Annotated in this window: 11 protein-coding genes; 8 read left to right on the plus strand and 3 right to left on the minus strand. The window is 54.5% G+C overall.

Annotation, left to right across the window (positions count from 1 at the left end; translation table 11 throughout):
• The 7 genes from epsG (at nucleotide 1) to ACQ4WS_RS04505 (ending at nucleotide 7,300) form a co-directional block, all read left to right on the plus strand.
• Nucleotides 1-888, plus strand: coding sequence for a chain length determinant protein tyrosine kinase EpsG (gene epsG / locus ACQ4WS_RS04475; protein ID WP_436474011.1), 888 nt, complete (start codon nucleotides 1-3; stop codon nucleotides 886-888).
• Nucleotides 888-1,790: an exosortase B gene (gene xrtB, locus ACQ4WS_RS04480; protein WP_436474013.1), complete on the plus strand. Its 903-nt coding sequence runs from the start codon at nucleotides 888-890 to the stop codon at nucleotides 1,788-1,790. The genes epsG and xrtB overlap by 1 nt, the downstream gene beginning before the upstream one ends.
• Nucleotides 1,791-1,800: 10 nt before the next feature.
• A complete protein-coding gene (gene epsI, locus ACQ4WS_RS04485) occupies nucleotides 1,801-2,487 on the plus strand; it encodes an exosortase-associated protein EpsI, B-type (RefSeq protein ID WP_436474015.1) in 687 nt (228 codons plus the stop codon).
• Nucleotides 2,488-2,589: 102 nt separating this feature from the next.
• Nucleotides 2,590-4,146 carry a hypothetical protein gene (locus ACQ4WS_RS04490; RefSeq protein WP_436474016.1) on the plus strand — a complete coding sequence of 519 codons (1,557 nt, stop codon included), beginning with the start codon at nucleotides 2,590-2,592 and terminating at the stop codon, nucleotides 4,144-4,146.
• A 64-nt stretch (nucleotides 4,147-4,210) separates the two neighbouring features.
• Nucleotides 4,211-5,494 carry a lipopolysaccharide biosynthesis protein gene (locus ACQ4WS_RS04495; protein WP_436474018.1) on the plus strand — a complete coding sequence of 428 codons (1,284 nt, stop codon included), beginning with the start codon at nucleotides 4,211-4,213 and terminating at the stop codon, nucleotides 5,492-5,494.
• A complete protein-coding gene (locus ACQ4WS_RS04500) occupies nucleotides 5,491-6,186 on the plus strand; it encodes a glycosyltransferase family 32 protein (RefSeq protein ID WP_436474020.1) in 696 nt (231 codons plus the stop codon). Before ACQ4WS_RS04495 ends, ACQ4WS_RS04500 begins: the two co-directional genes overlap by 4 nt.
• On the plus strand, nucleotides 6,176-7,300 hold the full coding sequence (locus ACQ4WS_RS04505; protein ID WP_436474022.1) for a glycosyltransferase: 1,125 nt from the start codon (nucleotides 6,176-6,178) through the stop codon (nucleotides 7,298-7,300). Before ACQ4WS_RS04500 ends, ACQ4WS_RS04505 begins: the two co-directional genes overlap by 11 nt.
• A 23-nt stretch (nucleotides 7,301-7,323) precedes the next feature.
• Here the strand turns inward: ACQ4WS_RS04505 and ACQ4WS_RS04510 are convergent, their stop codons facing one another.
• From ACQ4WS_RS04510 to ACQ4WS_RS04520, 3 genes are all read right to left on the minus strand, one after another.
• Nucleotides 7,324-7,812 (minus strand): serine O-acetyltransferase, encoded by a 489-nt coding sequence (locus ACQ4WS_RS04510; RefSeq protein WP_436474023.1) that lies wholly within the window; start codon nucleotides 7,810-7,812, stop codon nucleotides 7,324-7,326.
• Between the two features lie 48 nt (nucleotides 7,813-7,860).
• Nucleotides 7,861-9,057, minus strand: a complete 1,197-nt coding sequence (locus ACQ4WS_RS04515) for a glycosyltransferase (RefSeq protein WP_436474025.1) — start codon at nucleotides 9,055-9,057, stop codon at nucleotides 7,861-7,863.
• 143 nt (nucleotides 9,058-9,200) lie between these two features.
• Nucleotides 9,201-11,435, minus strand: a complete 2,235-nt coding sequence (locus tag ACQ4WS_RS04520) for a heparinase II/III domain-containing protein (protein WP_436474027.1) — start codon at nucleotides 11,433-11,435, stop codon at nucleotides 9,201-9,203.
• Between the two features lie 500 nt (nucleotides 11,436-11,935).
• On the opposite strand from ACQ4WS_RS04520, the gene ACQ4WS_RS04525 reads away from it, so the two are divergent.
• On the plus strand, nucleotides 11,936-12,958 hold the full coding sequence (locus ACQ4WS_RS04525) for a glycosyltransferase (protein ID WP_436474029.1): 1,023 nt from the start codon (nucleotides 11,936-11,938) through the stop codon (nucleotides 12,956-12,958).
• Nucleotides 12,959-12,963: the final 5 nt, after the last annotated feature.

Here is a 12,963-nt window from a genome sequence, read left to right on the forward strand (position 1 = left end):
ATGGACAACAATATTACTTCCCCCGCTCCGCGCGCGACTCCCCGGCCGGCCTCGGCGCATGGTGATTCAAGTATCGGCGCCTTGTTGCTAGAGTCGGGAAAAATTACGCCAGAGAGTGCCGAGCGCGTGTTGCGCATGCAAAAAGAGTTGGGAATACGCTTTGGCGAGGCTGCCGTACGTCTCGGCCTGGTGACCCAGGGCGATATTGAACAGGTGATTGCCCGTCAATTTGACTATCCTTATCTGCAAAGTGGTCGCGGCACGTTTTCCGACAAGCTGATTGCTGCTTATCAACCGTTCAGTCCGCAAGTCGAAGTGTTGCGGGCCGTCCGCAGCCAGCTGATGTTGCGTTGGTTCGCGCGTGGCAAGAAATCTCTGGTGATCGTTGGACTCGACTCCGGCGATGGCGCCAGCTTGTTCGCCGCCAATCTTGCCGTGGTGTTTTCACAGTTGGGCGAACACACCCTATTGGTCGATGCCAATTTGCGTGAACCTAGCCAGCATGAGATTTTCGATATCAAGGGACGCCAGGGCCTGTCCGATATCCTTGCCGGCCGCGCCAAATACGACGCCATCGGCAAGATCGATTCCTTCGTTGACCTGTCCGTACTGCCTGCGGGCACGGTGCCGCCGAATCCACAGGAATTGCTAGCACGGCCGCTATTCGGCGAATTGCATGATGCGCTCAGTACCCGCTACGACGTGGTGCTGTATGACGCACCGGCATTTGCCCTCGGTTCCGATTCGCTGGCGGTTGCCATGCGTACCGGTGGCGTGCTGCTGGTGGCGCGCAAGCACCACACGCGCCTGAGCGATATCCAGGCGATGAGTGATCAGGTGATTAATTGTGGTGCCGAGCTGGTCGGTTCGGTCCTGGTAGAATTCTGATGAGCAGCGTGCTGGATTCGGGTAAGGGGCGCATGTCTATGCTCAGCCGTCAGGCGATCATCGAATGGTTGCCCGTCGTTATCGGTTTTGTCGGACTGTACCTGAGCTCCTTCCATATTTTTTTTACGCAGGTATGGAATCGAGATGATACCGCGCACGGACCGATGATTCTGGTCCTGTCGTTATGGCTGATGTATCGCAAGCGCAGCGAAATGCTCGCTGTTGCACGTGATAACACCTCCTCGCTGGCTGGCTGGACCCTCCTGGTATTCGGCCTGCTGCTGTTTATTGTCGGTAGATCCCAGCAAATCCTCGCGCTCGAATTCTCTTCATTGATTACTGTGATGGCGGCGATCCTGCTGCTTAAATTCGGCGCCGCTTCCCTGCGGGTGTATTGGTTTCCATTTTTCTTCCTGTTGTTCATGATCCCGCTTCCTAGCGCGCTGGTGGCGATGCTGACCATGCCCATGAAAATGGCGGTGTCGTATGTATCCGAGCATGTGCTGTTCTGGGCAGGTTATCCGATCGCCCGTAGCGGCGTGATTTTGCAGATTGGCCAGTATCAGCTGCTGGTGGCCGATGCGTGTGCAGGCCTGCAGACTTTATTGGCGCTTGAATCGTTGGGCTTGTTGTATTTGAATGTCGTGCGCCATACTTCGACAATCCGCAATATCGGTCTGGCCCTCCTGATTATCCCCATTTCTTTCACCGCAAATGTGCTGCGCGTGGTGGCTTTGACGCTGATTACCTATTATTGGGGGGACGCCGCAGGCCAGGGTTTCTTGCATGGATTCGCGGGGATGGTGCTGTTTATCAGCGCGTTGATCCTTATTATTTCGGTTGATTCGCTGTTGCAGTGGATTGTCAGTTGGCGCGAGCGCTCCAAAAACGCGAAGAAATGAGGTAAATATCATGAAAAAAAAGATCTTCATAGCTGGTGTCGTGATGGGGAGCCTGATGTTATTTTCCGGCGCGGTAGCCAAGCTGATTTCGCCGACAGTAAAAATCGCCGATACGCGCCCTGCAATTGACCTGAATACGGCCATTCCCCTGCAGTTTGGCGACTGGGAAGAGGATAAGACGCAGGTGTCGAGCGTGATCAATCCCACTACGGAGGCGGCGCTGAAGGAAATTTACGCGCAAACTTTGTCGCGTACCTATGTCAACAAGAGCGGCGACCGGGTCATGTTATCAATCGCATATGGTACGGATCAGTCGGATAACCTGTCAGTGCACTTTCCTGAGGGATGTTATGTCGGCCAGGGTTTTGGCGTGACGCCAACCGCATTTGAGAAGGTCTCAACGGCATTTGGCGAGATTCCTGCGGCCAGGCTGGTTGCCACCATGTATACACGGATCGAGCCAGTGACCTACTGGATTGTGGTGGGTGACAAGGTAGTGACAACATCATGGGACATGAAGAAGGTCAAGCTGGCTTATTCATTGAAAGGCATGATACCGGATGCCACATTGATGCGAGTGTCTGCCATTAATCCTGATCAAGCTGCTGGTTACCGCTTGCAGCAACAATTTGTTGATCAGATGCTGACGGCACTAACTCCTGCACAACGCTCGCATTTTGCCGGCTTGACCCATTAATTCCGCTGACCTCGTGCGCCCGTTGGCGTACCACCTCATACAGTCCAGCAGTCAGCGGCCGCATCGTCGGGCGCCGGGGCTGGCATATCAATCGGATTACTCATGAAATTTCTCCGACGGAAATTTACGACATCTGCATCGCCGTACCCTGCGGGCGTGCGACGCCATGCTGCGCCGCGCGAGACGGCATCGCTGTTGTTAACCATCCTTGCGATCGCCAGTTTGCTGTTGCTGACTGCCTTTGCCAGCGCGGTGATCGCGCTGGGATCCTACCAGTTGACGATCGTGGTGATCGGTATCCTGGTCATGGTGCCGGTCATCTGGCTGGTCCGGGTAAAGGATCTGCTGCCAATAATGTTTGTGTATATTTTCGTGATCCAGGGGATCGCCGAAGAATTCTTTAAACTACGCTTTGCTGTCTGGATGGGGAGCGCCTTGGCGGTCTTTTTCCTGGCGCGAGCCATGCTAGAGGTCACTGTATTTCAGCGCAGTAATCGCGATGCCCCAGCCGTCACAACGCCTGGCTCCATAGCCATTTTTACGTTCGCGGGCGTCTACCTTGCCTGTTTCTTTTTTGGCTTGGCCATGGGGAGTGGCACGGTCAAGCAGAATATCTCGGCCTTGCGCTTCGGATTACCCATGTTTGGCATCCTGCTGGCCATGTATTACATTGAAATTCCGCGGGCACGCATGAAATTTTTATGGGCCATGATCGTTGTCATCGCGGTCATGCAATTGCCGCTGGTCATTTATCAACATTTCTTTGGCATGGGGCTGATAGGCTGGGATGCCGTGGTCGGTACTTTTGGTCATGGCATGAGTCCGGTTTTGGTATTGTTTTCCCTCGTTGCCATGCTGTATTGCGTCGCGTGCTGGATCCGCGGCATCATGCCACCATGGCTGGTTTTGCTGGTATTTGTCATCGGTATGGCCAACATCTTGCTGGGTGAGGTCAAGGCCGTGGCGCTGTGGCTGCCACTGGGACTACTACTCATCATGCGTAAGCGCGTATTGAAAAATATCCTTGCATTCATTACATATTCTTGTTTTATCGCCATTTTCATGAGCGCCACATTCGTTGCCTATAAGTCGATGTATTGGGGCGATGGCGCTAAGATGGGAAGTACGGTCAAGCAAAACCTGGACAAGGCCGGTGGTTATTTCTTCGATCCCTATGAAATTAAATATGGCACGGGTGAAGTCAGCCGGATTGCCTCGCTCTATCTGTGGTACCGCGATCCATTGCCATCCGCTGTCAATCGCCTGATTGGCTACGGACCTGGCGCCAGCCAGATCGGCGAGGGTACTGGTTATGGTGTGGTGGCGATGCGTTATCGGCCGCTGCAGATCAATGCCACGGCCTTGTCCATGCTGCTGTGGGACGTCGGCATTCTGGGCGCCATCAGTTTTGTGCTCATGCTGGTGTGTGGAATTGGCGTGGGCTGGCGTTACATCGCGAGCGGACATGGCACGCCCCGGGAGCAGGCGATGGTTGATACCAGCATGGTCATGCTGGTACTGCTTATCACCTCGCTCGTGTATAACCGTACGCTGCTCGACACCAGCACCGTCCAGCTACTGTGCTTCTTTTGCCTCGGCTGTATCGTGCAATACAGTCGCTTTGGCTGGCAGCCTGCGACGCTAGCCAAGCCCGCTTGAAGCGCTACTTGCCTGCAGGACGCACCGGGGATTGAAAGGATGGCGGAATGCCATTGAATTTGTCGTGAAAAGTGAGAAAGTTGTGACCGCGAAGCGTGCTAAAAATAGCTTATTAAAAAATAGTGTCTTTTCCTTCTTGCTGAATGTCTCGGCCACCGCCATCAGTTTTTTTGCCATTCCGATTACCTTGCGGATCATGGGACTGCAGAATTACGGCAGTTTTGTCTTTGTACAGGCGGCCGCGGCAATTGTCTTTACCCTGACTACTCTGCAATATTGGCAGGGCTTGCTCGTCGAATTTCCGGGGAAGGCCAGTTCTGCGCAATTGCTCAAGCAACATGTGCTGCGCAGCCTGTCGTTTGAAGTCGTGGGGATTGTGGCGGCTTTTGCCGTCATCCTGGTCCTGTCCCAGTTGTCATTTGGCCAGATCAGCGTTTTCAAGTGGACTGACCTGCTATTGATCATTGTGTCCACCTTGCTGCCAACCCTGGGCTCGCTGGTAGCTTTTTATCGGCTGACTGACCGTTATCAGACGTTGATGGTAGTTGGCCTCGCCTGCAATATCCTGCGCCTGGTCTTCCTCAATATCGCGTGGCATGTCCACCCTACCGTCTCGGCGGTGATATTGTCGTATGCCGCGCCCGAGATCTTGCGTTCAGGCTACCTGGGGTGTTCCCTGTTTTTCAGGAAGTCCACTGAGCCTGTTGCTGAGGACGGCCCGGAGCTGCAGCAAGGCAAGATTTATTCGGCGGGAAAGTGGAGTACTGCTCAGGCTGTTGCCGATTTGCCTGTAGCGCACGTCGACAAGATCCTGGTCGGGTTGGCGTTGAGTCCGGAAGCGCTGGGCATCTACAATATCCTCAAGCGCCTGTACAGCATCATTAATATGGCTACCGCACCTGTGTATATGAATTCCATCCCGGAATTTGCGCGCAAGGTCAACCGGGATGATGTGGCAGGTGCCTACAAGTTGTGGCGCAAGACCATTCTTATGTTAATGCCGGTCTCTGCCTTGATCGGTGTGGTTTTCTTCGCGACGCGCGATATATGGACGGGATTTGTCTATCATGGGCTGGTCAACTACAGCAGCGAATTGTTCGTGGTGATCCTGACCGCGGTCATTGCCGGCAGTTTTATTACTTCGCATGCGTTTTACTGGGCACTCGGGAAGAAGCGGCAGACGACTGTCATCACAGTCACGTCGAACATCATATACCTCGGGCTGCTTTTGCTGCTCAGTGCGAAGTTCCAGCTGATAGGCGCCCTCATCGCCTTCCTGATTCATGTCGTTGCTGTCGTATTGGTAAAAGTGTTTTTCCTGCTAAAAGAAAAAGGTGCTTACGTATGATCCCCAAGAAGATACATTACTGCTGGTTTGGCGATAATCCCATGTCTGTCTTGAATCAGCGCTGCATTGCATCGTGGCGTCGGCTGTGCCCGGATTATGAGCTGATCATGTGGAATGAAAACAATGCCGACATCGATAATGAGTATTGCCGGCAGGCGATCAAGCAGAAAAAATGGGCATTCGTTGCCGACTGGGTGCGGTTTGATGTGCTGCATAAGCATGGTGGTATTTATCTGGATACGGATGTTGAGTTGGTCCAGGGGCTCGATTCCTTGCTGGCAAGCGATGCATTGCAGGCGGCACGTGAAAGCGACGACATTATTGGCACTGCCTTTATTGCCGTGCCAGCTGGGCATCCCGCCATGGAGGCGAGCCGTCAGCTGGTACTGGGGCGCCTGACTTCCTTGCGCAAATTCGCCACCTCGCCGCGGATCTTGAAGCAGGGTATGGAGCAGGTGCAAATGCGCGACTGCCATGTGTTACCCAGTGTGGTCTTTTTCCCCTTTAACCCCTTCGATGAAGATAATCCGCGCAATGCCGGGCAGCTGATGTTTGAAGATATCCGCAGCGAAACGCTGGGGATACACCATTATGCGATGTCATGGAGTTTTGACAAGGAAACCAGTTTGCTGGAGCGTATTCGCAATAAATTGAGAAGGCGGCCGGATTGGAGGCTTACCGTTGCGTTCTGAACTGAAAAAGAAATGCCTGCTGGTTGTCTATCTGCCAGAGGCGCAACTACCGCGTTTTCCTGATCAAATGGCGCGTTTTGATTTTCTTCGGAAAAATTATCAGATCACCGCGCTCATTTCCTCCGGCGACATTGGTATCGAGTTGCCGCAGATTGTGCGGATATCCTCGCGCAATCCGCTGCTGTTTGCCGTGAAAGCGGCACTGGCGATGCGCAAAATGGCCGACGATTATGACTTTATCTATGTGATCGGTGTGCCGGCCGTGATGTTGTTTTACTTTGTTTCTCCGCGCCAGCCGGTGATCGCTTACGCCCCCACCCATTATCTGCAGCATTTTGGTGATCCGGCAACGATGGGGCTGAAGAAAAAGCTCGTCGCCGCACTCAAGCGCCAGGTTTTTTTTCGCGGTATGCACAAGGTGAGTTCGCTGACCAGTATCTCACGCCAGCTGGAAGAACTGTACCGGCCGCTGGTCCGGCGCGTATTGACCATACCGATGGGCGTCGACGTGCGTTTGTACCAGCCGCGCATTCCAGTCGACGTGGCTCCCGTGCCCCTGCGCATCGTCTACGCGGGCTCTGGCGGGCAGGGACGTGGCATGGAACTGATCGCTGCTTGCGCCCGGCGTTTGCTGGAGGAAAAATGCCGCGTTGAATTTCACCTGATTGGCTGCCGCGATGCCATGCTTGAGCAATTATTGAAGGATGAGCCGGCGCTGTGTGGCGTGATCCATTTGCTGCCGGGCATGCCCTATGCCGACGTCATCCAGACATATGCCCGCATGGATGTGGGACTTTCCTTATTGGAATCGAACATCTTTTACTGCGCTTCGCCACCGCAGAAAATCTTCGAGTATATGGCCGCCGGCTTGCCCATGATTTGCAACAGGATCGTCACCCACACTGACTATATCCGGGCCAGTGCGGTATTGGTGGAGTATGCGGCGGATTCGCTATTTGATGGCATCATGGAAATGCTTGGACGGTATCCAAGTTACCAGTCCGCCGCCGTTGCCATCGCCACGGATATGGACGCTTACTCATACGACGGCGTGGAACAGCAGTTTCATGCCGAGATTGCCCTGCTATTGGAAACGGCGGCGCTCAAGGCATGAGCGGTTTACCCTGGCATGGCGCGTCAGGCAAGATAGTCCGCATGGCCGTCTACATCGGCCTGGTTAGCCAGGATGTCGTAATTGAGTTGGTCCACCCGGCCTATGATACGTGCTGGAATGCCGCCGACGATGGCACCGGCCGGCACGCTTTTGGTGACGACCGCGTTGGGGGCGATGACGGCATTGTCGCCGATGATGACGGGACCGGCGATCACTGAACCTGCCCCCATGAAGACGTGGTTGCCGATTTGTGGCACATTTTTATATGGCCCCTTGCCAATGATCCGCACGCCGATGCCAATCCGGCATCCCGTGCCGATGCGGGCGCCATCGATGACGACCGTAGCGATGCCTTTGCAGATCAGATATGTGCCTTTGCCAATATCGGCGGTCGGCGGCACCTTCGAGTTGTAGAGCAGGAAAATAAGCAGCTGAAAGAGACTGGGGAGGACGGGAATCCGCTTCAGGTATAACCAGCGAGCAATGCGATAAAAAACAATGGCGTTTGGCATGGTGATGAATTTCTGTCAGGAATAAAGTAAGGGCAGAGGGCGTTGCCCTTATGGGGTGAGCGATTGGTAGCGTGCTGCTAGCTGGGCACTCAAGACGCGGTAGCTGCGGTGCTCGTCAATGAAGGCCGGGCCGCCTGCTGCGCGTTGGCGCGCCGCTTCCGGCGATTGCAAAATGTCGAGTATTGCCTCGGCCATGGCTGGCGCGGTACTTTTCGTTAACCAGCCGGCATTGCTTTTGTGCAGTACATACTCCTGGTCTGGTATGTCGTTGCCGACCGATGCGATACCCAATGCAAGGTATTCGAGTAACTTGGTAGGCGAACTGACATCAAATAACGTATTCCTTGGAACGTAAGAAATCGCCACGTCCGCGCTTGCCAGCAAGGCCCACGCCTCGGCTGAAGGGAGCCAGCCGGTGATCTTGACCGCCGTATCCAGACCTAGCGAGGCCGCATAGGCCAGCAAGGCATCGGCGCCGCCGGCCGTACTGGCTTCGCCGATCAGCAGCAGGCGGGCATTGGGAATCGTTTGCCGTACTTGCAACAACGCATCCATGACGTGTTCCAGCTTACGTGCCTGGTTGAGCGTTCCCAGATAGGCCAGCATCGGTACGCCTTCCCAGCCATCGAGACGCCTGCCTTGCACAGGCGTGGCATTGAACAGCTCCATGTCCACCCCCATCGGTACCGCTGTCATTTTTTCCGCAGCAATGCCGTGCCCGGCAATGTATTGCAGCATCGCATCGCTCTGTACAAAAGTATGCCTGGCCCGTGGCAGCAGGAAGCGATACAGGATGCTGCGCTCAACAATACCCTTTACCAGCTTGAGCCGATTGCGCAGGCTGGCACGTCGGGCGAGATGGACTTTCGCATGCTCGATGCGGCCTTCGCACATGAGGAAGGAGACCCAATAGGCAAAGGGAATACCTTTCATGCGAGCAATCAACAGGGCGACCAGTCCTATAGGCACCATGTCACGCACCTGTATCAAGTCACAGTTGCTCTTGTTCGCTTTCAGCAAAGTCCGCAGGCATAGCCAGAAAAAGGCCAGCTCCCGCAATGCATTGCTTTTGAAATAAGGGCCGCGTAATACCTCGGTGAATCCTTGCGGCGTGGCAGCTGCGTTTTCCGACTTGCCGACGATGGTTGAGTGAATATTGTGGCGCGGTAGATATTTTCCGAACAGAACTGCTACATCTGCCCTGTACGTCGGCAGGGCTTCGGGGACAAATTGCAGAATTTTCAAGACCATGGCGGGATAGCAATGCGTTGCACGAATAATGTTGTAAAAAATACAAATGGCATCTACGATGTTATCATAGATGCCATTTCTTTGTCCTGAAATTATTTACTACGGGATTCTGATGCATCCCGCGGCACCGCTATTCCTTACTTGGGAAGTGTCAGGGTTTGTTGTCCCACTTTCAAGGTGCGGCCGGTCGCCGTCGGTGTCAGCGTGATGGCGGGGCGCTTGCAGTCGACATCGAGTACGATCAGGAATTCTCCCGCGGTGCTGGCGCTGGATTTGACGAAGGCGCCATGATCTTCGGTCTTGGACGTGGGATTGGCCGGCGCGGTGATCCTTATGTATTGCTCGGCAACAGACGGCAGGGAGGAAACGCACAGACTGCTATTGAGGTTGGTAATTTTCACGGCACGGGCGCTCTCCACGGCAATCGTGGTGGGTGCGTGTAAATTCCATTCAAATTTGCGCGCCGTTGGCGATACCAGCTTGTCGAGCACGACAATGGCGTTGCTACCGCGTAAATACCAAACTTTGCGGATCGCCGACGTCAGTTGTCCTGCATAGGCAGGCGTCGCGTCGCCTTCGGCGTAGTCGAGGGCCGTGGTGGTGGAGAAGGCCGTGATGCTGCCATTGCGCGTGATATTGTCGCGGCCTTCCGCTACCTGGCCAACACCGCCGTCAAAGGTAATGCCATTATGGGCCTTGGTTTGGCGGTACCAGGCAACACTGAGCGGCGAATAGTAGTAGTCCTGGTAGCCGGCTTCTGTCAACAAGCGGCGCCCGCCGCTGTCGACCACGATGGTGTTTTGATCACCGTGGCTATGATTGTAGGCACCATAAGGACTGGACTTGAAATACACCGATGTGCGCAGCGGATTGGTCAAATCTGAATGCATCGCGACCCAGCCTATGCTGGGGTACAGCGCGGCATTCGGCGGCGGCGCCGGCTTGGCAACCTTGCTGATGGGCAGTGGATACTCCGCTACCAGTTGAATCAGCGGATCTTCGCCGCCGCTCAGGAGATTCGAATACCATGCCGCTTCGGGCGTCTGCACACGCGAGGTAAACGATTTCAGTACTGAAAAATCGATTTTCGATTCGTGCTGGTCGCCAAAGACGAAGCCTGGGGCGCCTGGTGGCAAGAAATGTGCAAACATGCGTGCAAAACCGATCGCCCATGGCTTCTCATACAAGCTCACGCCCGTTGCTTCCTTGAGAGGTCCCCAGATTTGCAGCGATGCCGCAGCCTCGTATAAACCGTAAGGCGTGCCTGCCGCATAGCCACCTTCAGGACCGCTCCAGACAAACACGGCGTTGAAGTAGGCGCGTACGGAAAAGTCAAACCAATCGTTGGCTTCCGGTACGTCGTTGTCCAGGGCCAAACTCGAAATCAGCGCCAGATAACCGAGTGCCACTGCGCCGTGCGAGTCATATGGATACTCATCCATGCGCCCATCGTAGCTGGATAAATCGGTATAAATCGTCTTGGCGCGTTTGACTACCATCGTTTGCCAGCGTTTGCGTTGCGTCGCGTCCATCGAATTCCACAGGTAATCCATGGCTTTGGACAGGCTCAGTGTAATTGCGCGGTGGGCGGAATCGCTGTTCTGATAGCCGGTATTGCCATCGGGATTGAGCGCGACGAGCTCGTCTCCGCGTTTCTTGGCTTCCGCCAGATAGCGGGGGTCTGCCGTCAAGCGATACAGCAACGCGGCCGCTTCGAGCTGGTGCGTGGTTGCGTACACGTTCACCTTGACGTTATAAATCGTGCTGCTCAGTGCCGTTCCCTGCAGCGTGGCCATGGCAGGCCACATGCCGTCGTTGACAGTGGCGAGCGACATGCCCGCGATGACGTCGGCGGTCAGTGCTTTGTACGCCGCGCCACGCGCACTTTTCATCGCCTCTGTCCAGTTCGCATAGGGCGTGAAGTTCTTTGGCAACAGGCGTGAGCGGCCATGGTTCTGAACTGCCAGTTTCAAGTCGGTGCCTTCAGGGACTTCGAATTTGGCCGAACGCGAGGAGATGGTGAAACTGCGCGGCGCGGACCAGTCGTTATTATTGTTTGGTCGAACGCGCCATGTGTAGGTGCCATCGGCCATGGCCTTGCTTGGCAGGTAAAAGTTGCGTGGCGTGTTATAGCGTGAAACGACTCCCGTTGACGAAGTCACTTCAAGAACGTAGCCAGCTGGCTTGGGATACACGGGATAGCGTGCCCAACTAAATGAGGGGGGATTTTGGGGCTGCTCTGCCAGTCGCGAAGGGGCGGGACGGATGACCAGAGGTTCCTTTGAATCAGCCCAGTCCGCATAGCTTGGGCCGCAACTGGAGCCCAGCATTACCGCGAGGGCGCAGGCAAAAAAGCGCATCTCTGTTTTCATCTTAACTCCTTCATAATTTATATCGAGCGCTAAAGTGGGTGATCAAACATGCTGCGCCCGGCAGGCATGCACATTAATAAGGCAGGGCGGCGCCAGAAGCGAATGACGACGTTACCAATAAGTGAGTGTTGATGGGGAAAAAAAGCGGATTTCCTGGCAATGTATGGTTCAGGAAAAGTAGATGCAGTTTACCATGAGGCCCAGCTACTGCCGGTTGCAAAGGGGCAACGATTTTGACGGTATTTTAGCTAAATATTCATTAGCAATGGCAAGCTTTTCTATTCTGAAATATTAGACTAGGCAACTATTTGCCTCAATTTGGTTCTGTCTGGAAACTACTTGTGGTCGTTGCTAATTTTATTGAAGCAGTAATAAAGAAATTTCGAAAATATCGTGTTTTTGCCAACCTTGTTGCCAAGTAATAAACTATACTGGTGGATATGATTACAATAATGTTGCTTGGCCCATCCTTGGGCGCGGTCAGTGGTGTGAGCACCCATTTGAACCAATTGCTGCAGTCGGCGTTGCCGCGTGAGTTTCGCTTCGTCCATTTCCAAGTGGGGAGTGAGGGTAGGGCAGAGTCGCCTTTGGGCAAGGTCTGGCGTATGTTGTCGAGTCCTGTGCTGTTTCTTGCAGCTTTGTTGCGCGAGCGCCCTGTGATCGTGCATTTGAATACGTCACTGGAGCCGAAGAGCTATTGGCGCGACATTGTTTATTTTTTTCTTGCGAAGCTCATGGGGAAAAAGGTGATTTATCAAGTGCATGGCGGGGCGCTACCACAGCAGTTTTTTGAGGGAAAGCCTATGCGCACGGCCTTGTTGCGGCGGGTATTGCTTGGTGCCGATAGTATACTTTTGCTGGCCCAGGAGGAATTGCGCGCGTATCGCAGTTTTGCACCAGACTTGAAGCTCGACGTCGTCCCGAATGCGATAGAAATCGGGCCCGATGTGCCGCTGGACGGCAGTGCGGATACCGCTCCGCTGTCGCTGGTGTATGTCGGTCGTCTTGCTGAAAATAAAGGTATTTTTGATATCGTGGAAGCCGTTGCAGTGGCGGCGGATGCGGGTACGGCTTTGCGAGTGGTGATTGCAGGCGGAGGCCCCGATGAGGCCTCGCTGAAGTCATTGGTCAAGGAGCGAGGTCTGGAGGGGGTCATTACTTTTGCCGGCGCGGTGTTTGGGGGGCAAAAGTCGAAGGTGTGGCGCGATGCCGATGTTTTTGCGTTCCCGACTTATCATAGAGAAGGCTTGCCGTATTCTTTGCTTGAAAGTATGGCAGCGCGTACCGTGCCAGTTATTTGCGCCGTGGGCGCTATTCCAGATGTCATGCAGGATGGCGTCCATGGCATATTTGTCGCGCCGCATGCCAGCCACAGCCTTGCCGAAGCCATCATGCGCCTCGACCGTGACAGGGATTTGCTGCGCAAGATGGCTGCAGCTTGTCGCGAGCGTGCCGTTGAATATTATTCCGTCGAGCGCTTGGCGGCCGATTTCCGCCGGACGTATCTCGGTTTGCTACGCTAATTTTG

It is taken from the genome of Janthinobacterium leeuwenhoeki (genome assembly GCF_051380795.1).
In the GTDB taxonomy this organism is placed as follows: Bacteria; Pseudomonadota; Gammaproteobacteria; order Burkholderiales; family Burkholderiaceae_D; genus Janthinobacterium.

Coding starts and splice junctions, on each gene's coding strand:
- ACQ4WS_RS04500 (WP_436474020.1), top strand. CDS start 5,491: ATGATCCCCAAGAAGATACATTACTGCTGGTTTGGCGATAATCCCATG.
- ACQ4WS_RS04510 (WP_436474023.1), bottom strand. CDS start 7,812: ATGCCAAACGCCATTGTTTTTTATCGCATTGCTCGCTGGTTATACCTG.
- ACQ4WS_RS04490 (WP_436474016.1), top strand. CDS start 2,590: ATGAAATTTCTCCGACGGAAATTTACGACATCTGCATCGCCGTACCCT.
- xrtB (WP_436474013.1), top strand. CDS start 888: ATGAGCAGCGTGCTGGATTCGGGTAAGGGGCGCATGTCTATGCTCAGC.
- epsI (WP_436474015.1), top strand. CDS start 1,801: ATGAAAAAAAAGATCTTCATAGCTGGTGTCGTGATGGGGAGCCTGATG.
- ACQ4WS_RS04520 (WP_436474027.1), bottom strand. CDS start 11,435: ATGAAAACAGAGATGCGCTTTTTTGCCTGCGCCCTCGCGGTAATGCTG.
- epsG (WP_436474011.1), top strand. CDS start 1: ATGGACAACAATATTACTTCCCCCGCTCCGCGCGCGACTCCCCGGCCG.